At 39.7% G+C, this 24,373-nt stretch carries 23 protein-coding genes; 16 read left to right on the forward strand and 7 right to left on the reverse strand.

The features are described 5' to 3' along the window. The first annotated feature begins 14 nt into the window (after window positions 1–14). Entirely contained in the window at window positions 15–875 is an 861-nt protein-coding gene (gene rfbD, locus ACFQZI_RS03180; protein ID WP_377138292.1) for a dTDP-4-dehydrorhamnose reductase, read from the forward strand. 116 nt (window positions 876–991) lie between these two features. Beyond that, entirely contained in the window at window positions 992–1,855 is an 864-nt protein-coding gene (rfbA, locus tag ACFQZI_RS03185; RefSeq protein ID WP_377138294.1) for a glucose-1-phosphate thymidylyltransferase RfbA, read from the forward strand. Between the two features lie 28 nt (window positions 1,856–1,883). On the opposite strand, the gene ACFQZI_RS03190 is transcribed toward rfbA, so the two are convergent. From ACFQZI_RS03190 to ACFQZI_RS03220, 7 genes are all read right to left on the reverse strand, one after another. Further along, the gene (locus ACFQZI_RS03190; RefSeq protein ID WP_377138297.1) at window positions 1,884–3,386 is read right to left on the reverse strand and encodes a N,N-dimethylformamidase beta subunit family domain-containing protein; all 1,503 of its coding nucleotides are present in this window, start codon (window positions 3,384–3,386) and stop codon (window positions 1,884–1,886) included. 96 nt (window positions 3,387–3,482) lie between these two features. Further along, complete coding sequence (miaA, locus tag ACFQZI_RS03195) at window positions 3,483–4,376, reverse strand: tRNA (adenosine(37)-N6)-dimethylallyltransferase MiaA (RefSeq protein ID WP_377138299.1); 894 nt, start codon at window positions 4,374–4,376, stop codon at window positions 3,483–3,485. A gap of 82 nt (window positions 4,377–4,458) precedes the next feature. Continuing rightward, window positions 4,459–5,103 carry an IS1096 element passenger TnpR family protein gene (locus ACFQZI_RS03200; protein WP_377138301.1) on the reverse strand — a complete coding sequence of 215 codons (645 nt, stop codon included), beginning with the start codon at window positions 5,101–5,103 and terminating at the stop codon, window positions 4,459–4,461. A 37-nt stretch (window positions 5,104–5,140) separates the two neighbouring features. Continuing rightward, a complete protein-coding gene (locus ACFQZI_RS03205) occupies window positions 5,141–6,553 on the reverse strand; it encodes a CCA tRNA nucleotidyltransferase (RefSeq protein WP_377138304.1) in 1,413 nt (470 codons plus the stop codon). A 55-nt stretch (window positions 6,554–6,608) separates the two neighbouring features. Next, window positions 6,609–7,175 (reverse strand): L-threonylcarbamoyladenylate synthase, encoded by a 567-nt coding sequence (locus ACFQZI_RS03210; protein ID WP_377138306.1) that lies wholly within the window; start codon window positions 7,173–7,175, stop codon window positions 6,609–6,611. Continuing rightward, on the reverse strand, window positions 7,168–8,145 hold the full coding sequence (locus ACFQZI_RS03215; RefSeq protein ID WP_377138309.1) for a glycosyltransferase family 9 protein: 978 nt from the start codon (window positions 8,143–8,145) through the stop codon (window positions 7,168–7,170). Before ACFQZI_RS03215 ends, ACFQZI_RS03210 begins: the two co-directional genes overlap by 8 nt. 116 nt (window positions 8,146–8,261) lie before the next feature. Then, complete coding sequence (locus ACFQZI_RS03220) at window positions 8,262–9,077, reverse strand: 2,3,4,5-tetrahydropyridine-2,6-dicarboxylate N-succinyltransferase (RefSeq protein ID WP_377138312.1); 816 nt, start codon at window positions 9,075–9,077, stop codon at window positions 8,262–8,264. Between the two features lie 164 nt (window positions 9,078–9,241). On the opposite strand from ACFQZI_RS03220, the gene ACFQZI_RS03225 reads away from it, so the two are divergent. From ACFQZI_RS03225 to ACFQZI_RS03290, 14 genes are all read left to right on the forward strand, one after another. Next, a complete protein-coding gene (locus ACFQZI_RS03225; protein WP_377138314.1) occupies window positions 9,242–9,637 on the forward strand; it encodes an RNA-binding S4 domain-containing protein in 396 nt (131 codons plus the stop codon). 219 nt (window positions 9,638–9,856) lie between these two features. Then, the gene (locus ACFQZI_RS03230; protein ID WP_377138317.1) at window positions 9,857–10,678 is read left to right on the forward strand and encodes a polysaccharide biosynthesis/export family protein; all 822 of its coding nucleotides are present in this window, start codon (window positions 9,857–9,859) and stop codon (window positions 10,676–10,678) included. 33 nt (window positions 10,679–10,711) lie between these two features. After that, window positions 10,712–13,069, forward strand: coding sequence for a GumC family protein (locus ACFQZI_RS03235; RefSeq protein ID WP_377138319.1), 2,358 nt, complete (start codon window positions 10,712–10,714; stop codon window positions 13,067–13,069). 55 nt (window positions 13,070–13,124) lie between these two features. Next, window positions 13,125–14,453 carry a nucleotide sugar dehydrogenase gene (locus tag ACFQZI_RS03240; RefSeq protein ID WP_377138322.1) on the forward strand — a complete coding sequence of 443 codons (1,329 nt, stop codon included), beginning with the start codon at window positions 13,125–13,127 and terminating at the stop codon, window positions 14,451–14,453. Between the two features lie 15 nt (window positions 14,454–14,468). After that, window positions 14,469–15,185: a cytidylyltransferase domain-containing protein gene (locus tag ACFQZI_RS03245; protein ID WP_377138325.1), complete on the forward strand. Its 717-nt coding sequence runs from the start codon at window positions 14,469–14,471 to the stop codon at window positions 15,183–15,185. Next, the gene (gene pseB, locus ACFQZI_RS03250; RefSeq protein ID WP_377138327.1) at window positions 15,185–16,198 is read left to right on the forward strand and encodes a UDP-N-acetylglucosamine 4,6-dehydratase (inverting); all 1,014 of its coding nucleotides are present in this window, start codon (window positions 15,185–15,187) and stop codon (window positions 16,196–16,198) included. Before ACFQZI_RS03245 ends, pseB begins: the two co-directional genes overlap by 1 nt. Window positions 16,199–16,209: 11 nt before the next feature. Next, window positions 16,210–17,070, forward strand: coding sequence for a hypothetical protein (locus ACFQZI_RS03255; protein WP_377138329.1), 861 nt, complete (start codon window positions 16,210–16,212; stop codon window positions 17,068–17,070). A 5-nt stretch (window positions 17,071–17,075) separates the two neighbouring features. Next, on the forward strand, window positions 17,076–18,248 hold the full coding sequence (locus ACFQZI_RS03260; protein ID WP_377138331.1) for an N-acetylneuraminate synthase family protein: 1,173 nt from the start codon (window positions 17,076–17,078) through the stop codon (window positions 18,246–18,248). Beyond that, on the forward strand, window positions 18,248–18,718 hold the full coding sequence (locus ACFQZI_RS03265) for a hypothetical protein (protein WP_377138333.1): 471 nt from the start codon (window positions 18,248–18,250) through the stop codon (window positions 18,716–18,718). The genes ACFQZI_RS03260 and ACFQZI_RS03265 overlap by 1 nt, the downstream gene beginning before the upstream one ends. 20 nt (window positions 18,719–18,738) lie before the next feature. After that, window positions 18,739–19,737: a hypothetical protein gene (locus ACFQZI_RS03270; RefSeq protein WP_377138336.1), complete on the forward strand. Its 999-nt coding sequence runs from the start codon at window positions 18,739–18,741 to the stop codon at window positions 19,735–19,737. A 17-nt stretch (window positions 19,738–19,754) separates the two neighbouring features. After that, window positions 19,755–20,390, forward strand: a complete 636-nt coding sequence (locus tag ACFQZI_RS03275) for an acyltransferase (protein WP_377138339.1) — start codon at window positions 19,755–19,757, stop codon at window positions 20,388–20,390. Between the two features lie 22 nt (window positions 20,391–20,412). Further along, window positions 20,413–22,014 (forward strand): capsular polysaccharide export protein, LipB/KpsS family, encoded by a 1,602-nt coding sequence (locus ACFQZI_RS03280; protein WP_377138341.1) that lies wholly within the window; start codon window positions 20,413–20,415, stop codon window positions 22,012–22,014. A gap of 59 nt (window positions 22,015–22,073) precedes the next feature. Then, on the forward strand, window positions 22,074–23,561 hold the full coding sequence (locus ACFQZI_RS03285; protein WP_377138344.1) for a lipopolysaccharide biosynthesis protein: 1,488 nt from the start codon (window positions 22,074–22,076) through the stop codon (window positions 23,559–23,561). 254 nt (window positions 23,562–23,815) lie between these two features. Further along, complete coding sequence (locus ACFQZI_RS03290) at window positions 23,816–24,370, forward strand: acyltransferase (protein WP_377138347.1); 555 nt, start codon at window positions 23,816–23,818, stop codon at window positions 24,368–24,370. Window positions 24,371–24,373: the final 3 nt, after the last annotated feature.

Below are 24,373 nucleotides of genomic sequence, written 5' to 3' on the forward strand. Positions count from 1 at the left end.
CCATACTGCAAATTATGAGTAAAACTATCGTATTTGGTGCTTCGGGCCAATTGGGCCAATGTTTTAAAAAGCTTGTTGCCGATAAAAAGCTGGATCATTTTGTATTCCCGGATGAGGGCGAGGCTAATATATTAGATGTTGAAGGGTTAGAAACATTATTTGCGCTACACCGGCCAGACTATGCTATAAATTGCGCTGCCTACACTGCCGTAGATAAAGCCGAAGACGATGCGGAAACTGCTGCCAAAGTTAATGTAACGGGGGTTGAAAACCTGGCGAGATTGTGCAGTAAGCACGATGCAACGCTTATCCATACCTCTACGGATTTTGTTTTTAAGGGTGATAGATCGTCCCCGTTAAGCGAAGATGCCGAAGCCAGGCCTATAAACGTTTATGGCCAAACCAAGCTGGATGGCGAACGCGTAATCCCGGTTTTGCTTGATAAATATTTTATCATTCGCACCGGATGGTTATACTCCGAGTTCGCGAATAACTTTTTGAAAACTATGCTCAAGCTTGGTGCCGAGCGCGACCAGCTGAGCGTGATTGCCGACCAGGCGGGTACACCAACCTATGCTATTGATCTTGCAGAGTTTATTATCCATATCATCCAAAGCGATAGCACAGCTTACGGCATCTATCATTATAGTAATGAGGGCATCGCTTCGTGGTACGATTTCGCGAAAGCTATATTTGAGCTTGCGGGCACTAACGTTAATGTTACCCCGGTAGCAACCAGCGAATACAAAACCCGTGCGGTGCGCCCACCATATTCTGTTATGGATAAATCAAAGGCAAAGCAAACATTTGGCATCCAAATTCCGTATTGGAGAGATAGTTTAAAGGTTTGTATAAACAGGCTTGACCAAAATTAAGATGTGCAAATGTGCAGATTACAGATGTGCAGATTATAAAAATTTGAAGGCGAACGCGGTACTCGCTCGCTGCACCAATCACTAAATCAATAATTCACTAAATCACTAATTATCCTATGAAAGGTATCATATTAGCAGGCGGATCGGGCACGCGGCTTTATCCAATAACCAAGGCCATAAGTAAGCAGTTGATGCCTATTTATGATAAGCCCATGATCTATTATCCGCTTTCTGTTTTGATGCTGGCGGGTATAAACGAGATACTGATCATTACAACTGCGGAAGATAACCCCGGCTTTAAACGTTTGTTAGGCACGGGGGAAGAGATTGGATGCCGTTTTGAGTACGCTATACAGGAAACACCAAACGGACTGGCCCAGGCTTTTGTGATTGGCGAAAAATTTATTGGTGATGATAAAGTAGCGCTTGTGTTAGGCGATAATATCTTTTATGGATCTGGCTTCAGTAAACTCATCCAAAGCTTTAACAACGTAAATGGCGCGGCTATATTTGCATATCCGGTTGCCGACCCCGAGCGATATGGCGTGGTAGAATTTGACACAAATAATATAGCCGTTTCTATAGAAGAGAAACCCACAAAGCCCAGATCAAAATTTGCTGTACCCGGATTATATTTTTATGATAACAGTGTTGTTGAGATAGCCAAAAACATAAAACCATCGCCACGCGGCGAATATGAGATAACCGATGTAAACCGGGTTTATCTTGAGCAGGGTAACCTGCATGTAGGTGTAATGGATAGAGGTACAGCATGGCTGGACACCGGCACGTTCGATTCGCTTAGTGATGCCACAGAGTTTGTACGGGTGATAGAAAAGCGCCAGGCCAAAAAAATAGGTTGTATAGAGGAGGTAGCATACCTTATGGGGTATATTGATGCCGGACAATTACAGGTATTAGCAAATAAATATATTAAAAGCGGCTACGGCCAATACATACAACAGCTGCTATCAAATTAAGCAGCTGTTGTATTATACAGCAAAGTTGTTAGCTTACAAAAAGCGTTTGATCGCTTAACGATTTATCGATCATGTTTTTGGTGATCTGCCTTACTTTTTCTTTATCTTTACCGCCAATACCACGTTTGTTACACCAGTCGGTAGTAGCAACATTAACAACCGTACCTGATGTAGGTGTCTTTTTAAATACAATAAAGGTGCCCAGCCCTTTAGAGGCTACATTAGGCCCCGCGTCAGAACCATTAGCGGCAAAATCATAACCTAAGAGTTCTATCTGATGGAAGTTTAGCTTGGTGTTATCAATAACAGGTATAGTTTTAGAACCCGGAGAGATCATTTTAACAACAGGCGCGCCGTCATATTCTATTGTCGGTATAGATAATATATCTCCGTTTTTTAAACCAGTACCTTCAAACAAGGGAGATTTATCATTTACAATTTTATAACCGTCTTGCCTGTTTTCCAGTTTATTGCCATACCCCCCGCCGGCAAAGTCGGCCCCAATACTATTTATAATAGGATACTTTAAGAAAGGACTATCCCAAAGGGTTGTACTGTAAGGGCTATCCTTAAGCGGGTCTAAATTATTATCCTTATAGCATATCATGAGGTTTTCGGGTTTATTATACCTAACCTGCCAATACATTGTATTGCCCGATAATACCAGCATGTTTCTTCCGCTCGCAACAAATTTATCTACATTCTCTCGGGCGGCGCGTGTCCAATACTCGCTATGGCCTACAATCATTAAAACCTTGGTTTTTTCGATGTTTTTGTAATCATCAAGATCAGCGTCGGTAATGTAATTAGCATCGTAATTTTGAGTCATCATCCAAAAGAAGAAGCTTGATGTAAAATCCTTGCGATTTAAGAGACCGTCCTGATAGCGGGCAAATGACGATACTGTAGCCCTATCGGGTAATGCCGGGTCATATATACTTTTACCGCCGCCATAGTTGTATGCGTTGTCGGTATTAGTTGGGTAAACTATGGTAATATCGTGGTAGTTGTCATTATCAGATATTACGAAATAATTAGTCCCTCTAAACCTGTAAACACCGGGCTTTAAATTATCGGGAAGTTTTATATCGGCCGTTTTATCAAATTTACAACCATCCAGCCATGGTTTATTGGTTTTCATTTTCTGTACACTTACCGGTGCCGAGTAATAGCCCATTATTTTCCCGTTAAAATCCGACAGCGTAATTACCTGCTTTGGATTAGCCGGTCCGGAGTAATATAAACCCAGCATATCGCCTCTTTTGTATGCCAGTTTATCTGTATATCCATAAAGGGTAGAGCTAAAGTCGGTGCCGTTTATTAAGTTTGGCCCTAACTCGGTTGTTGTATATAGGCTTTGGTCATATACTTTGGGCGGTATTACAGGGTTTGCGTTACCGTTAGTAATAGGCGTTGTGGTTGTTGGTGGAGCGGTAGCTGGTTTAGGGTCGGCCTTTTTGCAGCCAACAAGCACAAGAAAAGCCGACAGAGAGCCAAGGAAAGCTCTCCTGTTAATAGTAGGGGGTGTCATCAAATGTGTTAATTAATTAGGGTACTAAGATATATAATAATCAAGTGATTAAATAATAAATATCTTATAAAACAATAAAATAATGGGTAGGTTAAATTAGGATTTTGCTAATGTTAAAACCATGTTAGGAGAGGCCCAAATTATGTCTTTATCTTTTCGGAACCAGGTTAATTGCCGTTTGGCAAACCTGCGTGTATTTTGTTTTATAAGGGCTATGGCGGTGTCGATATCCGTTTTGCCGTCGAAAAAATCAAAAAGTTCCGAATACCCTACAGTGTTTAAGGCATTGTATTGCCGAAATGGCACCAATGCTGCCACTTCATCTATTAAACCATCCTGTATCATTACATCTACACGTTTATTGATACGGTCATATAATTCTTCGCGCGGCAGGTCTAAACCGTATTTGATGATATTAAACGGGCGTTGATTTACCTTTGCTTTACGGTATGATGAAATAGGATTGCCCGTAGCCTCATACACCTCCAGGGCCCTTATAACGCGCTGTGGATTGTTTATATCAGCTTCGTTATAGTAGATGGGATCGACCTCATTTAATCGCTCTTGCAGGGCTGTGATGCCGTTGGTGGCAAGCTCTTGATTTAGCCTTTCTCGTATATTGGGGTCGGCAGTGGGTAATTCATCAAACCCTTCGGTAATTGCGCGGATATAAAGGCCGGATCCGCCCGCCATAATTACCACATTACGCTTTTCAAAAAGTTTGGTTAATAACTTCATTCCCTCGCGCTCAAAATCACCAACAGAGAACGGCTCGGTAATACTATGCGAGTTAATAAAATAATGTGGTACCGTGGCTAACTCCTCAGGGGTTGGCTTTGCCGTACCGATAGACATTTCCCGGAAAAACTGCCTTGAATCGGCAGAAACTACTACAGTATTGAAATGTTGCGCCAGGCTAATGGCGGCCGCGGTTTTACCCGAAGCCGTAGGGCCGGCAATTACAATGAGAGTGGGGAGTTTATGATTCATAGATCATGGTTCGTAGTAGTTACAGTAATAATAAACACGTTGGTCCTATGAACTATGATCTATCAACCATCAACTAAATTTATTAATAATCGTCGCGGCCGGGTTTTTCGTCGTCTTCAAAAGCCTCGTCGTCGCCAAAACCAAATTCATCTTCTTCCTCTTCGTCGCCTTTGGTTTCTTCTTCGTCCTCAACACCTGTATCGGTCACTTCAGAGAACTCATCTGCATCATCGTGGTTGTAAGCCATCTCGTTTAAAAAGTCGAAATCTTCATCGCCGGTTTCAGTTGCTGCTACAGTAGGGTTAAACACATTGCCAAACTGTTTTGGGGCTTCGCCAACAGAACGCACAACAGCAGGATAAGTAACACCCGGTGCATCTTCCAAAATGATCTTCATTAACTCCACATGGAAATCAAAAGGCCTGTCGAAGTTGAAGGTGTAATAAAATTTTTGATGCGGATCATCAATAAAGCTGCTCAGCTTTATATTTTCCATTAAAGGGATCTTACGGTCTATCCGCTTTTGATTTGGCAGGTAGGTGATCTCCTCACCCTTCATCCATTGGTCGTTACTGATGTAAAAAGAGGACGGAAATTCGGGGTTATAACCGGTAGATTGGTGTATAGCCTTGTGAAGATCTTCGAATGTCTGGTTAGATTTTACATCGATATCCCGGGAAACGTCGTCATAATCTTCAAAGGTAACCCTGAACCTGTATAGTGCCATTTTATAAGTAGTTTTTTGTCAAAAATAATATGTTAAATTAATTTGTGTTCGCCACAACTTTCAAGCCAATTTCTTGCCCTTTTGCAATTGTGAAATTTATTGCCGCCTCGCGTTCGTTTGGTATCTCGCCCTCCAATATTGCTTCGCGGATCTTGTTTTTAATAATACCCACTTCACGGCCTTCGCCAATACCAAAAAGATGCATAATATCCAACCCTGTTACAGGTGGCTGCCAGTTGCGGATATTATCGCGCTCTTCAACGTCTTTTAGCTTTTGCTGTACCAGTTCAAAATTGTTGCGGTACTTTTTAACCTTGTATTCGTTTTTAGTGGTAACATCAGCTTTACATAAAAGCATTAAGGCTTCTATATCATCGCCCGCCTCAAACAATAACCTGCGCACGGCAGAATCGGTAACAATTGATTGCGAAAGTACAATAGGGCGCAGGTGCAATTGCACCAGCTTTTGTACCAGCTTCATTTTCTCGTTCAGCGGCAGTTTTAACTGTGTAAAGATCTTGGGCACCATGCGGGCGCCTTTGTCTTCGTGTCCGTGAAATGTCCACCCATGGCCTGGCTCAAAGCGTTTGGTTGGGGGTTTGGCAATATCATGCAATATAGCGGCCCAACGCAGCCAAAGGTCGTCGGTAGTTTCGCAAATGTTATCCAGCACCTGCAGTGTGTGGTAAAAATTATCTTTATGGCCTTTGCCATTTATAACCTCTACACCGTACAGCGCAGCCATCTGCGGGAAAATTATATGTAGCATACCCGTATCAAACAGGTAATTAAAACCTATTGATGGTTTGGTGGACAGGATGATCTTATTCAGTTCATCTGTTATGCGCTCCTGCGATACAATTTTAATGCGATGAAGGTTGCTTTTTATGGCGGCAATGGCCTCTTCGTCAATTTTAAAATCGAGCTGACTTGCAAAACGGATAGCCCTCATCATTCGCAGCGGGTCGTCAGAAAATGTCTCGACGGGGTTTAAGGGTGTGCGGATGATTTTTGCCTCCAGGTCTGCAATGCCGCCAAAAGGGTCTATCAATTCACCAAACTGTGACGAATGAAGGGCTATTGCAAGTGCATTAATGGTAAAATCACGGCGTTTTTGGTCGTCATCAAGTGTGCCGTTTTCTACAATAGGCTTGCGCGAGTCAGACCGGTAGCTTTCTTTACGGGCGCCTACAAACTCAACTTCCACGTCCTGGTAACGAAGCATGGCAGTGCCAAAATTTTTAAATACCGATACCTTAACATTTAGCTTTGCAGCAACGGCTTCGGCGAAATCAATACCGTTGCCTAAAATTACAATATCTATATCTTTAGAAGGGCGGTTCAGGAAAATATCGCGCACGTAACCACCAATTGCGTAGGCCTGTACATTTTGTTCGGCAGCAAGTTTAGAAATAACAGAAAATACCGGATGTTGCAGGTGTTGTTTCATAAGTAGGCTGCTAACAGGCTTGTATTACAGCGCAAATTTAGCGATTATAAAAAAATTAACGGCGAATAAATTCGAAACCGCCATTTGGGTTCAACCTCATGATGGTAGATGGTTTCTTAACTTCGGTACTATATTGGTCAATGTCAACAACATAGTCAACCCCATCAATAATATCCTGGTCTATCTTAGAAAAGTATTCGGGCGAGGGTTTACCGCTAATATTAGCCGATGTTGATACCAAAGGTTTGCGCAGGCGCTGTATAAGCTGCTGGCAAAATGGGTGGCTTGTAACCCTAATACCCACGCTTCCATCTGCGGCAATAAGTGCGGGCGAAATATTTTTGGCGCCGGGCATTACCAGTGTTAAAGGGCTTTCGGCATACTCTATCAGATCGTAAGCAATGTCAGGTACTTCGCTGATGTACGTTTGCAGCTTATTATCTATATCAAGCAAAATGATCATGCTCTTGCTTTCTTCACGCTGTTTAAGGGCGTAGATCTTTTTAACGGCATCGGTGTTTGTGGCATCGCAGCCTATGCCCCATATGGTATCGGTAGGATATAGGATAATTCCACCATCCTGCACAATTTTTAGCGCTTTGTTTACTTCGTCTTTAAGCATGATTGAGGTGCAAATCTAATGCTTTTATTATTTTTATTTCATCCAGCATTTCCATGCATTTGGGTACGCCATATAATTTGCAGGTATTACGCACACATGGCTCGCATTCCAGCTTGCCATAACGTATCACCTGTAGATTGTTTGTGTTGTATGGTGCAGTGTTGGTTTCATCGCCCGCGCCAAATAAAACTACAGTAGGTGTGCCAAGGGCGTTTGCCAGATGTGCCGGGCCGGAGTCTGTTGTTAGTACAGCTTTGCTGGCGGCCATAGTTTCGGCAAGGCCTTTTAAATTAGTTTTACCGGCCAGGTTTTGTAGCCTGTCGGGGTTATCCAGCCCTATTAATAATTCATCTGTAAATGCCGTTTCTTTTGGCGAACCAACAATAACAAATGTTATATTTTTAAATGTATTTGTTAGCGTGTTAATTATACTACGCCCTTTTTCTAAGGGCATCCTGCGTGATGAAGCCTCGGAATTAAAATTTATAACTACAGTATCATTTATATGGGCAGCCCGATCTGCTGATAGTTTAACCTGCCTTTCGGTCACTGCCTTTCCGGCAAATTTTTCCAGTAAGTAAATGTATCCATCAACCCGGTGCAGATTAGCTGGTTTTGTAACCGGCCGGGTTAGCAAAAACATGCCGCCTTCCTTACTAAAACCAACACGCTGTTTTGCGCCACTTGCCCGGGCCATTACAAACGACGACAGGGAATGGGGGAGATTTAAAAAAATATTGTATTGACCTTTACGCAACGATCTGCCGAAACGAAAAACGCCGCCAAGGCCTTTGTGCTCTTCTTTCGAGAAAAGATATATATTGTTTAAACCGGGAATGAGCGCGGCGATACTTCCAAGCTCTTTTTTGATGATAACATCAATTAGTGAATCGGGATAAAGCTGCCTTACTGCGTTGATAAAAGCGGTGCTCATTACCACATCGCCAAGCCAGTTGGGCAGTCTTATCAATATTTTGGGATTTGAGATATGAGATATGAGATTTGAGACAGGCCGCATCATCTAATTTTTATTGAACCATGCTGAAGGTAATCTCAAATCTAATATCTCATGTCTCATATCTATAACTACACCGCTACGTTATTCTCCCTTAAAGCATCATTAAGCGATGTCTTTTTATCGGTCGATTCTTTGCGTTTACCAATAATTAATGCACATGGCACCTGGTAATCACCAGCCGGGAATTTTTTAGTGTACGAGCCTGGTATAACTACAGAGCGGGCAGGTACACGCCCTTTATATTCAATTGGCTCGGGGCCGGTTACATCAATAATTTTAGTAGATGCGGTTAATACTACGTTAGCGCCCAATACGGCTTCACTTTCTACATGTACACCTTCAACCACAATGGCACGAGAACCCAGGAAACAGTTATCTTCAATAATTACAGGTGCAGCCTGCACCGGCTCTAACACGCCGCCAATACCAACACCACCACTTAAATGAACATGCTTGCCAATTTGCGCGCATGAACCTACAGTAGCCCAGGTATCAACCATGGTGCCTTCATCAACGTAAGCGCCAATATTAACGTATGATGGCATCATAATAACACCTTGTGCAAGGTAAGCGCCGTAACGGGCAATTGCGTGAGGTACTACGCGTACGCCAAGTTCTTTATAATTGGTTTTTAGTTTCATTTTATCATGAAACACAAAAGGGCCGGTTTTAATTTCTTCCATGGCGCGGGTAGGGAAGTATAATATCACGGCTTTCTTTATCCAGTCGTTAGTATGCCAGCGTGTGCCAATAAGTTCAGCTACCCGTATCTCGCCTTTGTCAAGTCGCTCAATAACGGTATTTATAGCATTAATGTAGTCGCTTTCACTTAAAAGGGTGCGGTTATCCCAGGCATCCTCAATCATTTTTTTAAGGTCGATCATTACAGTATATAAATTTTGTCAAATTAAAGGAATTTTAAGGAGATTTGTTTCATTGTGCAATGGTTCATTAGTTCAATTGTTCATTTGTGTTTCATAAAACGCGATGCAAATTGTAAGCTACAATGCCAATAAACTAATGAACTGGTGAAAAATGAATGAGAAATATGGCTGAGAAAGAAAAGTTAAGAATTGATAAATATTTATGGTCTATCCGTGCGTTTAAAACACGCACTATGGCATCTGATGCCTGCAAGGCAGGGCGTGTTAAGCTTGATGGTAATAATATAAAGCCATCGCACGAGGTAAAGATAGGAGAGGTTTACACCGTATCTAAAGGACCCGATAAACGTGTACTGAAAGTAACAGGGTTGCTGGAAAGCCGAACCGATGCCAAAACGGCCGTTATGTTTTATGAGGATATAACCCCGATGGAAGAAACGCACGCCTTTAAATCGGTTTTTCATGCGCCAATTCTTACACGCGACAGGGGAGCTGGCCGCCCTACAAAACGTGACAGGCGTGAAATTGACGACCTTAAAGATGATTTTTTTAATAATTAAAACAATTATAAAACCAAATTGTTTATCGTCGCAGCAAGTGGTATTTTCTTGAGAATTTTATATTAAAAAAGCGTGTTTAATTGTAAATTAAGCAATAAATCCTAATAATTAATATATTTATATTATAGAATGATAATATTTTTAACATACAAACATTACTTTAGCGTTGCTTAATTACATATAAAACAATACTTTTGCGACAATTCTACCACCATCAATATGAAAAAAAATATTTATTTTAATGTTTTTTTGTTCTTAACTATTGTTTTTGCTTTATCCTCATGCATAAATCAAAAAGAAATTGCTTATTTTCAAAAAGGGGTTAACCAGTCAGATACTGTTTCTGTTGCCCAAACCTACATACCTACCATACAAAGCGGCGATATTTTAGGTATATACGTTAGTTCATTAAACCCTGTCGCCAGTAGTTTCTTTAATCCGTTCGCTTCAGTTCCCAGTAATACAACCACAGATAATTCAGCATCAGCGTCGGGCGTTACTACGTCTGCCTCTCAGCCAAATTTGGTTCAGAGCTATCTTGTAGATGCAGCCGGTACAATTGAATTTCCGCTTTTAGGGTCAATAAAAGTAGCGGGGTTAAACACCGTGCAGGCCAAAGACCTTATTAAGGAGCGTTTACAGCAAAAGTATTTGAAAGAACCAACGGTTAACGTTCGTTTTCTGAACTATAAAATATCTGTTATGGGCGAGGTTGCAAGGCCTTCGGTTTATGTTATCGCCAATGAGAAGATAACACTGCCCGAAGCACTGAGCATGGCCGGCGATTTAACCATTTACGGTAAACGCAATAATATATTAGTAATAAGGGATGTTGATGGTAAAAAAGAATTTGGCAGGGTAGATCTTACCAATCGCAGTGTGTATAGCTCCCCTTATTATTACCTGCATGCCAATGATGTTATATACGTAGAACCAGGTAAAGGCAGGATTGCACAAACCGATAAAACATATCAGATCATCCCAATTATTTTAAGTGCATTATCCTTTTTTGCTATTATCCTTAACTATACCCGTAAATAAGCGTTCGCTTCTTTTTATACCAATTGAAATAATATGACCAATAATGATAATTTGAATGATTTTATAGATCAGGAAAGAGAAGGGACTAATTTTCGTGAATTGCTATTCAGATATTTAAGGTATTGGCCGTGGATATTTTTATCAATAATTTTCTTCTTATGCCTTGGTTATGTATATGTGAAATTTGCTACACCGTTGTACCAAGTAGAGACAGACCTGCTTATAAAGGATAATAAGCAGGGTGCAGGTAATTCAAACGACTTGCTTAAGGACCTTGATATGTTCTCGTCTGGTAAGATCATCGACAACGAGATACAAATACTCAAGTCGAAAACCATAATGGAAAAAGTGGTTGAAAAACTAAATCTGGAAACTTTTTACTACTATACCCAAACAATTAAACAGAGTGAGGCTTACGGTAATATACCATTTACAGTACAACTTATAAACAAAAATAGTAATGTAGATTATAACACCCGCACTAAAATACATTTACTAAATAATAGTGTAGTTGAAATAAATGGTGTTAAATATCCAGTAGGGTTTCCAATTAAAACCGAGATTGGTGTTTTACAGGTAAATCTTAACCCTAACTGGAACAAAAAGCAGAACACGATATATGAGGTTAGATTTAACACCGTAGAAAATGTTGCGAAATATTTTAGCCAAAAACTCAGGATAAACCCGGTTAGTAAACAGGCAACCGTATTAAATATATCACTTGAAGATGCCATTCCTCAACGCGGAAAGGACATTTTAAATAATTTAATATTAGAGTACAACCAGGCTGCAATTGAAGACAAGAATAAAATAACGTCTAACACATTAAAATTTATAGATGAAAGGCTATCTGTTATAGCTCAGGACCTTAGCTCTGTAGAAAAAAATGTGGAGCAATATAAATCATCTAACCAGATCACAGATATTGGTGCCGAATCTAAAGAGTTTATAACAGGTATAGGTGCCAATGATGCCGAATTAAATAAAATTGGTATACGGATAAGTGTTCTTTCAAATTTAGAGAACTACCTCAGAACATCTGGTAAAAGTTCCGCCTCATTACCATCAATGTTTGGTATTGACGACCCAACCTTGTTAGGTTTGGTACAACAGTTAGGCGATATTCAGCTTAAAAGGCAAAGCCTTTTACAAACCGTACCCGAAACTAACCCTATAGTTTCATCCTTTGACGACCAGATAACATCTTTAAAACAGCAGATTAGCTCGGCCGTAGAAAATCTGAAGAAAGGCTTACAGATAACCAGGCAGCAGCTGGAGATGAAAAACAATAGTTTTGAATCGGTAATTAAAAAAGTGCCGGTAAAAGAACGCGGTTTGCTTGATGTGATGCGTCAGCAGGAAATTAAAAATAATTTATTTACTTATTTACTTCAAAAACGCGAGGAAACTGCCATGCAACTTGCATCGGGTGTGGCCGATAGCAGAACGCTTGATGCCGCCTGGAGCAGCAGCACACCGGTAAAGCCTGTAAAAAGTGTTATTTATACCTTCTTTTTATTAATAGGTGTTTTATTACCTATAGCCATAATTTATATAAGCAGCCTGCTTAATTTCAGGATAACTCGTAAGCAGGACATAGAAAAGGTTACGAAGGCGCCTATCCTTGCCGAGATATCTCACTCAAGCGAATCTGGCCCGCTGTTAGTTGTTACAAAGCCGCGTTCGATGATAGCCGAACAGGTGAGATCTTTAAGAACAAATTTACAGTTCGTTATTTCCGACCCAAGTAAAAAGGTATTGTTGTTTACATCAAGTATGAGTGGTGAGGGTAAATCATTTATCTCCCTTAACCTTGGCGCAAGTTTAGCCATGTCCGGCAAAAAAGTGGTTATCCTTGAGCTGGATCTTCGTAAACCAAAGTTGCACCAGAGCTTGGATATTAGTAATGACAATGGTTTGTCAAATTATTTAATAGGGCAGGTAGATTATTCTAAAATAATAAAGAAAGTACCTATACAAGAAAATTATTACATTATTACCAGCGGTGCTATACCGCCAAACCCGGCCGAGTTGTTGGTTAACGGCAAGATAGATGAGCTGATAGAGAAGCTAAAAACAGAATTTGATTACATACTGCTTGATGCACCTCCGGTTGGTTTGGTAACTGATGCGCAGATTTTAGGTAAATTCTCAGATACTACACTATACATTGTAAGGCACGATTATACAGCCAAGAGCCAGCTTTACGCAATAAACAATTACTACGTTACCCGCAAATTCAAAAATCTGAATATTGTAATGAACGCTATTAACCTGCAAAAGACCTATGGATATGGGTACGGGTATGGATATAGCTATGGTTATGGCGGCTATTATCAGGAAGATGAAAAAGAGAAAAAAGGGTTTTTTAAGAACCTTTTTAATAAATAATTAACAGTTACCTAAAATAACAGTATTACTTTTAAACATAATAAGAATAATTTTTATGCCTTTAACGTATATTCAAAAGTACTTAGCTAACCGCTCTTCAGAAGATATTAACCTTGCAATTATTGGTTTAGGTTATGTTGGGTTACCATTAGCTATTGAGTTTGGTAAGAAATTTAATGTACTGGGTTTTGATATTAATGATGCCAGGGTACAAGAACTTAACAAAGGGCTAGACAGCACTTTAGAGGCTGATCTTGAAGACCTTAACAAGGTGATTGATATGGCCAAAACCGGTAATACCGGCCTTCATTTTTCTTCTGATAAAACAGACCTTGAAAAATGCAATGTTTTTATTGTAACTGTACCAACACCTATCAATCAGTTTAAATCGCCGGATCTTACCCCATTGATCAAAGCATCTGAAATGCTGGGTAAAGCCTTGCAAAAAAATGATCTGGTTATATACGAAAGTACGGTATACCCGGGATGTACCGAAGAAGACTGTGTGCCTGTACTTGAGAAAGCCTCGGGCTTAAAATTTAACGAAGACTTTTTTATAGGCTACTCTCCGGAGCGCATAAACCCGGGCGACAAAGTAAATACCTTAACCACTATAAAAAAGGTTACATCGGGTTCAACTCCCGAAATTGCCGATATGGTGAATGAACTTTATTCAGCAATTATTACTGCGGGCACCCACAAGGCGCCAAGCATTAAAGTTGCAGAGGCATCAAAAGCTATTGAAAACGCCCAGCGCGATGTTAACATATCATTCGTAAACGAATTATCTTTAATATTTGATAAAATAGGTATTGATACTAACGACGTTTTGGACGCTGCCGGCACAAAATGGAATTTCTTAAAATATAAACCGGGCTTGGTAGGTGGCCATTGTATTGGTGTCGACCCATATTACCTGGCGCACAAAGCGGAATCATTAGGTTATCACCCCGAAGTTATTTTATCGGGCAGGCGTGTTAATGATAATATGGCTGAGTTTGTAGCCAACAAGGTTATTAAGCTGATGATCAAAAAGGATCATAAAATTAACGGCGAAAAAGCTTTAATAATGGGCTTTACATTTAAAGAAAATTGCCCCGATTTTAGGAATACCAAGGTTATTGATATTTACAACGAGCTTAAGCAATTTGGCCTTGATGTAGAAATATACGACCCATGGGTTGACGCGCACGAAGTTAAAAAAGAGTACGGTATAGATATTACAAGCAAATTAGATAAAAGCGAAACATATAATGCCATTGTAGCGGCAGTATCGCATGATGAGTTTAAAGAGTTCGACTTTAAAAAGTACACTAACGAAAACTCGGTAATATTTGATATAAAAGGAACTTTAGACCGTAACATGGTTGATGCCAGGTTGTAATACATATACACTGTTATGGTAGTTGAAGCAATTATTCAGGCAAGAATGGGTAGCTCCAGATTAAGGGGTAAATCCTTAATGCCATTAGCGGGCATACCGCTTTTAAAGCGGGTAATTGATACAGTAAAAAGGAACGATTTTATAACAGGCGTTACGGTTGCTACCTCAACCCTTACAGAGGATGACCCTATTGAGGCCTATTGCGCTTATTTAGGAGCAAAATGTGTAAGGGGTGATAGTAAAGATGTGTTAAGCAGGTTTATAAAAGCTGCTGAAGATTTGCAAAATGGCGACCAAGTAATAAGGGTAACCGCCGATAACCCGTTTAACCGGCATGACGTGAGCGCTTTTTTATTTAAGCAACACATAAGCGGAAGTAATGATTATACTTATGTAGATGGGTTATCGCACATTGCTTATGAGAACATAAATGTTGGCGCGTTAAGAAAAGTTTGGGCACAACCCGATCTTAATGATTACCATAAAGAGCACGTTACCCCTTATTTTAGGGATAACCGAGATAGATTTAAACTGTTAAGTTATGATAATACGATAGACGGTTTAAACCCGACGGTTGATAAACTACTTACAGTAGATAGCCCGGACGATCATAAACGCATTGAGCAAATGATAATTGATATAAAATACGATACGAGCCCTGAGTTGAATTTTAATAAAATATACAAATGGCTTGAAATTAATTACACTGATAAAAAAATAGAAACACTATAATGGATTTAAAAGGAAAATCAATTCTTGTAACAGGTGGTACAGGGTCTTTTGGTAAAAAGTTTATCGAAACTGTATTAAATAACTATCCTGAAGTAAAAAGAGTAATTGTTTATTCGCGCGATGAGCTGAAACAATTTGAAATGGCTCAACAGTTTAGTCCTGAAAAATATAGCGCGCTTAGATATTTTATAGGTGATGTTAGGGATAAAGAGCGTTTAAAAAGAGCTTGCGAAAACGTTGATATCATTATCCACGCCGCTGCATTAAAGCAAGTACCCGCCGCCGAGTACAATCCTATGGAGTGTATCAAAACCAATATATTTGGTGCCGAAAATGTTATTGACGCGGCATTCGACTCTGGTGTAACAGATGTTGTTGCCTTATCTACAGATAAAGCCGCGGCACCTATCAACCTTTATGGCGCAACCAAACTGTGTTCAGATAAATTATTTGTTGCTGCCAACAATATGAAAGGCTCGCGCAATTTAAAATTATCTGTAGTAAGATATGGTAACGTAATGGGTTCACGCGGCTCGGTTATTCCGTTCTTCCTTTCAAAACGCGATTCGGGTGTGTTACCTATTACCGATGAAAAAATGACCCGTTTTAACATCTCTCTTGAGGATGGCGTTAAAATGGTTTTACACGCATTAGAGCACTCATGGGGTGGCGAAATATTTGTTCCAAAGATCCCGTCATATCGTATTGGCGATGTTGCTGAGGCTATTGGCCCTAACTGCGAGAAAGTAGTTACAGGTATCCGCCCCGGCGAGAAGATCCACGAGGAAATGATCACCGCTTCAGATTCATATAACACCGTTGATGTTGGTAGCTACTACGTAATATTACCACAAACATTCAGGTATACTAAAGAAGATTACCTTAAAGCAAATAATGCTAAAGAGGTACCTGCCGAGTTTGAATACAACTCCGGCTCTAACGACGAATGGTTGGATGTTGAAGGCATCAGAACTTTGATAAAAGACCATATTGATCCAGAATTTCAATATTAATTAATTTAATAATGGAGCAAGAGAAGGTTTTAGTTTTAGGCGCGGCATCATGGTTAGGCTTTTTATTACTTAACAAGCTGGCCTTATCAGAACCTTCTTTTGCATTAGGGGGTACGCTGCATAACCTCGACGTTGATTTTACCTCCCCGGTTAAGAAATTTAAACCTGTTGATCTGTCAGATTATCAGCAGGTGATTGATGATTACGATCCGGATGTTATAGTTAATTTTTTGCGTGGAGAGGACGAGCAGGGTGCGGGTATACACCAGTATTGCATAACACACATTGCAAAAAAGAGTGGCTATTATGTGTATGCATCGTCTGTATTAGCATTAGACGGTTACAGCGGTGTTCCGCTTACCGAAGATCTTAAAGCGAACGGGATATCGGAATATGGGGCTTTTAAAGCCGCTTGTGAAGAAACCTTACAAGCCTCGTCAATTAACTGGTGTGCTTTAAGATTTGCATCGTTACAGGGCTGGGTGCCTCATCGTATAACCCGTAACGAGGGCTTGCTTAAAAAGTTGAAAGACGGGCAAACCATTACAGTTGACAGAGGGGTTGTGCAAAACAGGATGCTGGCATCGCACATGATAGATGGTGTAGCCGCGCTTATTGAAAAGCGCGTAACAGGGATTATTCACTTTGGTACAACAGATAGTTCAGAAGAATATACCTTTTTACAGGATCAGGCAAAGTTATTTGGTTACCCTACCGAATTAATTGTTGGCGGTGCAACGCGCGATGTTAACCTGGTTGCCATACCAAAACGCATTTACGAAGTGCTTGGTCACAATTTTATGACCACACAGCAAGATACTTTACAGGGTATATTGCAAATACCCGAATTAAGAAAATACATTAAGCACTAAATACCATGAGTGTAAAAATAGACAATAAGCAAATTGATGTTAATAACCCGGTATACTTTATAGCCGATATTGCATCAAACCACGGTGGCGATCTTAGCAAAGCCAAGGAATTAATTTATGCCTGTTCAGAATCTGGTGTGGATGCGGTTAAAATGCAAAATTTTAGCGCCGAAACTATCGTGTCTGACCATGGTTTTAAAAACCTTGAGAATGTTAAAACACACCAAAGTGGTTGGAAAACGTCGGTTTTCGACTCGTACAAAGCGGCTTCGATCCCCTTTGAGTGGACGCTTGAATTAAAAGAGCTGACCGAGAAGCTAAACATGTCGTACTTTACCTCGCCATACTCGCTTGAGTTGGTTAAGGCAGTAGAACCTTATGTATCTGCATTTAAACTTGGTTCGGGTGACATTACCTGGCACGAGGAAATAGAATTAATGGCATCATACGATAAGCCCTTAATAATTGCAACCGGTGCAAGCAGCCTCGACGAAGTAAAAATGGCGATGGCCGTAGCGCTTAAAAAAACTGATAACATTTTATTGCTGCAATGTAACACCAACTATACCGCCAGGTATGGCGAGCCGGAGGCTGTTACCAGGGAGCGTTTCAGCAACCTTAATTTAAAGGTGCTTGATACTTATAATAAATTATGGCCGGGTATCCCGGTTGGCCTTTCAGACCATACGCACGGTAGCCTAAGCGTATTGGCATCTGTAGGTTTGTTTGATTGCTGCGCGGTTGAGAAACACTTTACATTCGATAGCACAATTGAAGGCCAGGACCATGCCTTTTCTATGATGCCTAAAGAGTGGAAACAAATGGTGGACGAAACCAGGGCCCTAAAGGCCGACCTGAAACCGGGTTTATCATTTGAAGAGCGTTTCGCTATTACAGCGCAGCATGTAGATAATAAAGAATATCTGCAATTATCGGTAGGTACCGGTATTAAAGAAGTAGAGGATAACGAAAAGAATACGGTAATTGTACAACGCAGGGCTGTACGCGCTACCCGCAAACTGCAGGCAGGCGACGTTTTAACCGAGGCTGATCTTACCGTATTAAGGCCATGCCCTAAAGATGCACTACCACCTTATGAATTGCCGTCGCTTATTGGTAAAACATTGAATGCGGATATTGAACAGGGTGAGTACATTAAATCATCAGCAATAAACTAATGGAAAGCTGGGAAGTAAACCCGTATGAGGAAGGGACCGATCATTATGAGATATGGGAAGTGCTTATCCGCGGCGACTTTGATGGTTTTATAGCACAAAGCTGGGATATGGTTGCTGACGGGTATATTTCTGAAGGCTTTTTTGGGGTAGACATGGGTAAAAGTACCGATCCGCAAAGCTGGAAACTAACTTTCCCAACATTAGAGTCTTACAAAGTTCAATGGATGCAAGACAGCGAGGGATTTGCAAAAAATGATTTTGCATCAAACCCACGAGAAGTATTTTATAAGACTACCCGCCTGGAAAATTTTGATTTTCATGATGATACGGTTCTGGTACATAAGGTATTTGATGGCACCTTAACACTTACCAATGGCCAAATAATACCGTTAAAGTGGCGCAGCTTATTTTTGCTAAAACATGTTGGCAGTTGGAAAATTGCCGGTTTTTGCGGTTACATACACGAGTAACCGATCATATATAGTACTTTATGAATAGGATGCTGTTTAGGGTTGATGCTAACAAAACTATCGGGAGGGGGCACCTGTCGCGTACGCTTGCACTTGCCGAAATGTTTAAAGATGATTTCGAAGTATCATTTTTAATAGCAGCAGAGAACAAAGATTATTGTGCCCCGCTGCTGGCAGACTGGCATACCCAGTATATACAGGATGACGCGCATTTAAGAACGCTGCTTACCAGGCAGGACAATTTATGGATAGATGGTTACAACTTTACCAAAGAATGGGTAGCAGCCATTAAATCCTTTGTGGCATCTGTTATAGAAATAAGCGACCTGCCACAGGATGTTTATGGTGGCGATGTTATTGTAAACCATTGCCCCGGTATAAGCAGTGAAAGTTACAAAGGTATCAACCCTAAAACGTATTTACTTGGCTTAAAATACGCGATGCTTAGGCCGGCTTTTTTAGAAGCAGCACAACAAACAACAAGCGTTGATTTATTAGGTGAAGGGGTATTTATATGCTTTGGTGGTGCAGACCCACTTGGTATCGGTTATAATTTTGCTGATGAACTTTTAAAAAGTGGTTTTAGTTCACCTATTTACTTTGTAGCGGCTACAAAAGATGTTTCTTTTAAAAATTACCATCCGCAGCAAAATATAACCGTACTACATAACCTCAATCAGAACCAGATGATGCAGTATATGCAGGCAAGCAAAGTTGTAGTTGTACCAACAAGTACCTTAAGCTTCGAAGCTGTAGCATTGCGCAAACCAATTTTTGCCGCTTATTATGTAGATAATCAGCAGTTTATATATACCGGTTTAACACAAATGGGTTTGGTATGTGGTGCCGGTTATGTACAAAAGCACAATGATATTTTAAATATGATTAAACCGTTTAACCAGTTTTATACCGACATGGTTAAACAAACAGAAATGGTTACCAAACAAATTGAAGCGTTAGACGGGCGGTCTAAACAACGTTTTAATGCCGCTATTAAAAACTTAAGTTTGGTTGCATAATAGTTAAGCTGCTTTAAATGAAACAGATATTAAAGAAACTGGCTAAAAGCGAAAGTAAGGTTGATGACCTGTTGTCTGTTATAAGGGGTGCGTTATTTAACGGCTCTAAGTTTTATCGGTCGTTTAAAGTAAATTACAAAAACCAGGGCACACTTGATATCAACGGGCAACTTTTCTTAGGAACATTTACTAACCGAAATGCTTTAACACCCAACGCAAAAGGGGTATTAAGAATATATAAAAATGCCGTTGTTAGCATTAATGGCAAGGTTAGGATTGCGAGGGATTGTAAAATATATGTTCCCGGCAAACTAAGTATAGGTGATGGCACATACATCAACCCAAACTCGATGATATTTGCACGTACCGAAGTGAAAATAGGTAGTAATTGTGCCATTTCCTGGAAATGTGAAATAGTTGATGATGATATGCACTGCATCGTTGTAAACTCAGAGAAGCTTCCATCGGCCAGGCCTATTACAATAGGTAACAACGTGTGGATAGGTGCAGGCGCTAAGATATTAAAGGGAGTAACTATTGGTGATGGAGCTATCATCGCAGCCGGAAGTATAGTAAGTAAAGATGTGCCTGCACATTCTCTTGCTGCGGGCATACCGGCTAAAATAATTAAAAATGATATTGAATGGGCTTAATTAAGCCATTAATGTACCTACTATGAAAAATGAAAAGGCTTTAAATAGTTCTATTATATCTAAAGCAAAACGTATTGTAAAAAATTTAATAGAAAGTAAAAAACTTTATGATGCGTATAAAGATGTTAAATCGCCGCCAGCATCTAAGGGTAATATTCTGTTGTACTCGGGTATAGGATATATGTATTTAACTCCTTTGGAGATAATGATGTACCATTTGTTAAAGTTGGAGGGTTATAACGTTGATTATTTGATATATGATGAGGCCGTCCCGCTTAACGAACTGATTACAAAAAGAATTCTTAATGACGTTGGGAAGGACACGTTTTGGAACGATCTTGTTAAAACAGCTCGGCGTTGGTTAAAATCGGCAAACGTTAAGTATCAATATATTAATTTCCCCAAAGAGATTGATGTTATGATAGCCCCGGTAAAGAATAACCTGGACGAAATATTAAAATTTAAATATGATGGGATAGACTTTGGTGATATTGTATTGGGAGTGATGTATAGGTTTTACAAATCAACCAACTTTGAAGCGGATGCTGCTGAAAGGGCTGCAGAGTTCTTGAAAACAGCGCTGGCCAATTATATGCAGGTTAAAAGCCTTTGCCAAAAAAAGGAATACAAATATGTAATGTTCTCGCATGGTATATATTGTACATGGCAGCCTGTTGCAGAATATTGTGTACGTAACAACATCAAATACATTTGTTACGATAGGGGTAAACGAAACGCATCCACTAACTTTAACGTTAACCAGCCATCGCCAGACTGGAGCTTTGATACCGCCTGGGACAGGTACGCAGACAAGCAACTAACGCCCAAAGAACATGATATGGTGCAGGAATACATGGTTGACAGGGAATTACAAAAAGGCGACGTATATTCGTATAACCCAGCTCCGAGAGAAGCGGATGTATTAGCTGTTAAAAACAAACTTGGAATAAAGCCAGATGCAAAAGTAATAACCATTTTTACAAACCTGATATGGGATGCTGCTAACGTAGCGCGCGATATTGCTTTTCCTTCTGCTTTAAACTGTATCGAACAAACCATCAATTATTTTAAGGATAACCCCAGTGTGCATGTACTGGTGCGCAGCCACCCCGCAGAAAAGGTGTTAGGTACTAACGAGCGCTATGGTAACCTAATACGAGAGAAATTTAACAATCAATTACCTGCCAATGTAAGTGTAATTGACCCCGAGATGGATATTAACTCGTTTACTGTGATAGACATGTCTGACATTGGTGTTGTAAATACTTCTACAGTAGGCCTTGAGTTTGCTATGATGGCTAAACCAATTGTGTTAATATCTGAAACGCATTATCGTAATAAGGGCTTCACGTACGATCCGGTTAATACGGCACAGTACTTTGAAATGCTAGAGAAGCTATTGGTAAATAACGATCTGTTGGAAAACCAGGCACAACTTGCACAAAAGTATTTTTACATGATGATGTTTCTTTACCAAAAAAATATTCCTGTTAAGTTTAAACATGGAAAATTTAATGGATATACTTTTAATAATTTAAAAAGTATTAACCAAACAGACAGTATAGTGCAAATAATTAAAAGCCTTGATAATCCTAACCTGCAGGATTTTATTTTTTGGGATTGATACCCAATAGCTATGCCATATGCTTAAAAGTGGAGAAGATAACAAGATAATGCGAGAGAATGTTTGATAAGAAAAAGGTAATAAAAGATACATATAGTAATTACGGCATTTTAATTATAAAATTATTTTTAGCGTTTTTTACTACCCCTATTTATCTGATAGTTTATGGTAAGGCATTGTACGGCTTGTTTATCCTATCAACCAGTTTGGCAACCTCGTTAACGTTTCTGGATTTTGGAGCAGGTAAATCGCTTATAAAGTACACGGCAGAGTACCTATATGATAAGGATAAGGCTAAATTTCAGTCGTCATTAAGTACGGCTTTGTCCATTAATCTTATATCGATGGTTATTGTACTAGGTATATGCTTTATCATTATGTTCAATGCGGCTTCATTTTTTAAAATAAGCGCCGGGGATGTTGACGAAGCGCGCATATTATTCTTTATAGCCATATTTAGTACCTTATTTGTTTTTATGGATTTTATACCTGCCAACATATTACAGGGGGCAGGTATATTCCACGAAAAAAATATTTACCAGATATTAATCATAGCTGTAAATGTGCTCATTATTGGTTGGGTATTTTACTTTAAGCCCTCTATTACGGCGTTTGGTATAGCCAATATGGCACTTTATGTAATAACCTACCTGATAGACTTTTTCCTGGTGAAGAAGAACGGCATATTAGATGGTATCCGTGTAAAAGTTATTATCAGCAAAAAACTTTTTCAACAGTCATCCTTTAAATACACTAAAGAAATTTTCCTGCTCTCATTGGTTGGGTTCTTTTCTTCTCAAGCCGATAAATTTATTGTAGGCAGCCTTATTAGTGTATCGGCGGTTTCAATATACACCATTATTACACGGCCGTTTTTTTTACTAAAATCGTTAACAGCAAACCTTTATTCGGTTTTACAGCCGCATATTATTCGAACCAAGTCATCCGGCGGAGATGTCAGTAAATTAATTGTGCGTATCACAGTAATGATATTCGCATTATTTTTATTTGTATTAGCCAGTTTTGCGCTTGTAGGGCAAAAATTCTTTGAACTCTGGATGCGCACCGCCGAATATGATCAATACTTTTTATGGGCCTTTATAGCCGTTTTCAACTGGGCATTATCAGGTTTTTACAGCCTCATTTATCGTACAATGTTTGTTACAGGAGATACTAAAAGAATATTCAGAATAGATTCGGTTACTGCATTGATGAATGGCGCCTTTTCTATTTTACTAACCTATTATATGGGGTTTTATGGGGTAATATTAGGTACAACAATACAAACTGTATTTCTTAGTATATTTACCTATAGGGCTGGTAATGATCTGTATGGGGTGAAATTAAACCAAATATTCACCGTAAACCTTAATGCTTTTATTGTATTCGCTTCGGCTTTGATAGTGGCCATAGGCTATCATACTCATTGGTTATTTAAAGCCAATATTTTAACGATATCGTTAGAAATGGTACTGCTTACAGCAGGGTTTGCAGGCTTTTTATACCGCGAAAACGTGTTTGCTTTATTAAATCTGAAGAAAAGATAAGGATTGATTAAGTGTTAATAATTACACCAATGCTAAAAAAATAACTGATAAACTAAGGGGCGAGTCTGATATAGAAGCGTTAGTTGCACGCGGGCTTACAATTAGTGAAAATTATAAAATAATACAGGGTTGCATTATTGATAATTCGCATTGCTGGCATATTGAAGTTGGCGACGATGTAACTCTTGCGCCAAGAGTTCATATCCTGGCGTAAATCATAAACATGCCAAAACAGAAGATCTTAATTACTGAATATGAAAAGTTTTTTAGTTAGACTTTTAAAGGTATATATAAGCCTAAAAAGTTATCTTTTTAATGAATGGGCGATGTATTTCCCGTCGCACACCTTTAGGGAGTTTTTTGTCAGGCGAACTATACATTCTTTCGGTAAAAAATCGACTATTTTGATGGGCGTCGAGATCCGTTCGGGAAAGAATATTAGTATTGGTGACAATACCATTATAAACCAAAAAGTTTTACTCTACGGGCGGGGGGGCAAACTAATTATAGGCAACAATGTTGACATTGCCCAGGAAACAAACATATGGACGCTGGAGCATGATGTACATGACGATTACCATAAATCTAAAGGCGATGATATAATTATTGAAGACCACGTTTGGATAGCATCCCGGGTTACAATACTACCGGGTGTTACCATTGGCCGCGGCGCTGTAGTGGCGTGTAATAGCGTTGTTACCAAAAATGTAGAAGAGTTAACAATAGTGGGTGGGGTTCCTGCTAAACCTATCGGCAAAAGGAGAAGCGGGTTGCTTTACGAAATGAACTATAAACCCTTATTCCGGTAATTT

This window comes from Mucilaginibacter lutimaris (assembly GCF_042676625.1).
GTDB classification, from domain to species: domain Bacteria; phylum Bacteroidota; class Bacteroidia; order Sphingobacteriales; family Sphingobacteriaceae; genus Mucilaginibacter; species Mucilaginibacter lutimaris.

Excerpts from the sequence above, each read along its gene's own strand:
- rfbD (WP_377138292.1), top strand. The coding sequence starts at position 15 with ATGAGTAAAACTATCGTATTTGGTGCTTCGGGCCAATTGGGCCAATGT.
- rfbA (WP_377138294.1), top strand. The coding sequence starts at position 992 with ATGAAAGGTATCATATTAGCAGGCGGATCGGGCACGCGGCTTTATCCA.
- ACFQZI_RS03190 (WP_377138297.1), bottom strand. The coding sequence starts at position 3,386 with ATGACACCCCCTACTATTAACAGGAGAGCTTTCCTTGGCTCTCTGTCG.
- miaA (WP_377138299.1), bottom strand. The coding sequence starts at position 4,376 with ATGAATCATAAACTCCCCACTCTCATTGTAATTGCCGGCCCTACGGCT.
- ACFQZI_RS03200 (WP_377138301.1), bottom strand. The coding sequence starts at position 5,103 with ATGGCACTATACAGGTTCAGGGTTACCTTTGAAGATTATGACGACGTT.
- ACFQZI_RS03205 (WP_377138304.1), bottom strand. The coding sequence starts at position 6,553 with ATGAAACAACACCTGCAACATCCGGTATTTTCTGTTATTTCTAAACTT.
- ACFQZI_RS03210 (WP_377138306.1), bottom strand. The coding sequence starts at position 7,175 with ATGCTTAAAGACGAAGTAAACAAAGCGCTAAAAATTGTGCAGGATGGT.
- ACFQZI_RS03220 (WP_377138312.1), bottom strand. The coding sequence starts at position 9,077 with ATGATCGACCTTAAAAAAATGATTGAGGATGCCTGGGATAACCGCACC.
- ACFQZI_RS03225 (WP_377138314.1), top strand. The coding sequence starts at position 9,242 with ATGGCTGAGAAAGAAAAGTTAAGAATTGATAAATATTTATGGTCTATC.
- ACFQZI_RS03230 (WP_377138317.1), top strand. The coding sequence starts at position 9,857 with ATGAAAAAAAATATTTATTTTAATGTTTTTTTGTTCTTAACTATTGTT.
- ACFQZI_RS03235 (WP_377138319.1), top strand. The coding sequence starts at position 10,712 with ATGACCAATAATGATAATTTGAATGATTTTATAGATCAGGAAAGAGAA.
- ACFQZI_RS03240 (WP_377138322.1), top strand. The coding sequence starts at position 13,125 with ATGCCTTTAACGTATATTCAAAAGTACTTAGCTAACCGCTCTTCAGAA.
- ACFQZI_RS03245 (WP_377138325.1), top strand. The coding sequence starts at position 14,469 with ATGGTAGTTGAAGCAATTATTCAGGCAAGAATGGGTAGCTCCAGATTA.
- pseB (WP_377138327.1), top strand. The coding sequence starts at position 15,185 with ATGGATTTAAAAGGAAAATCAATTCTTGTAACAGGTGGTACAGGGTCT.
- ACFQZI_RS03255 (WP_377138329.1), top strand. The coding sequence starts at position 16,210 with ATGGAGCAAGAGAAGGTTTTAGTTTTAGGCGCGGCATCATGGTTAGGC.
- ACFQZI_RS03260 (WP_377138331.1), top strand. The coding sequence starts at position 17,076 with ATGAGTGTAAAAATAGACAATAAGCAAATTGATGTTAATAACCCGGTA.
- ACFQZI_RS03265 (WP_377138333.1), top strand. The coding sequence starts at position 18,248 with ATGGAAAGCTGGGAAGTAAACCCGTATGAGGAAGGGACCGATCATTAT.
- ACFQZI_RS03270 (WP_377138336.1), top strand. The coding sequence starts at position 18,739 with ATGAATAGGATGCTGTTTAGGGTTGATGCTAACAAAACTATCGGGAGG.
- ACFQZI_RS03275 (WP_377138339.1), top strand. The coding sequence starts at position 19,755 with ATGAAACAGATATTAAAGAAACTGGCTAAAAGCGAAAGTAAGGTTGAT.
- ACFQZI_RS03280 (WP_377138341.1), top strand. The coding sequence starts at position 20,413 with ATGAAAAATGAAAAGGCTTTAAATAGTTCTATTATATCTAAAGCAAAA.
- ACFQZI_RS03285 (WP_377138344.1), top strand. The coding sequence starts at position 22,074 with ATGTTTGATAAGAAAAAGGTAATAAAAGATACATATAGTAATTACGGC.
- ACFQZI_RS03290 (WP_377138347.1), top strand. The coding sequence starts at position 23,816 with ATGAAAAGTTTTTTAGTTAGACTTTTAAAGGTATATATAAGCCTAAAA.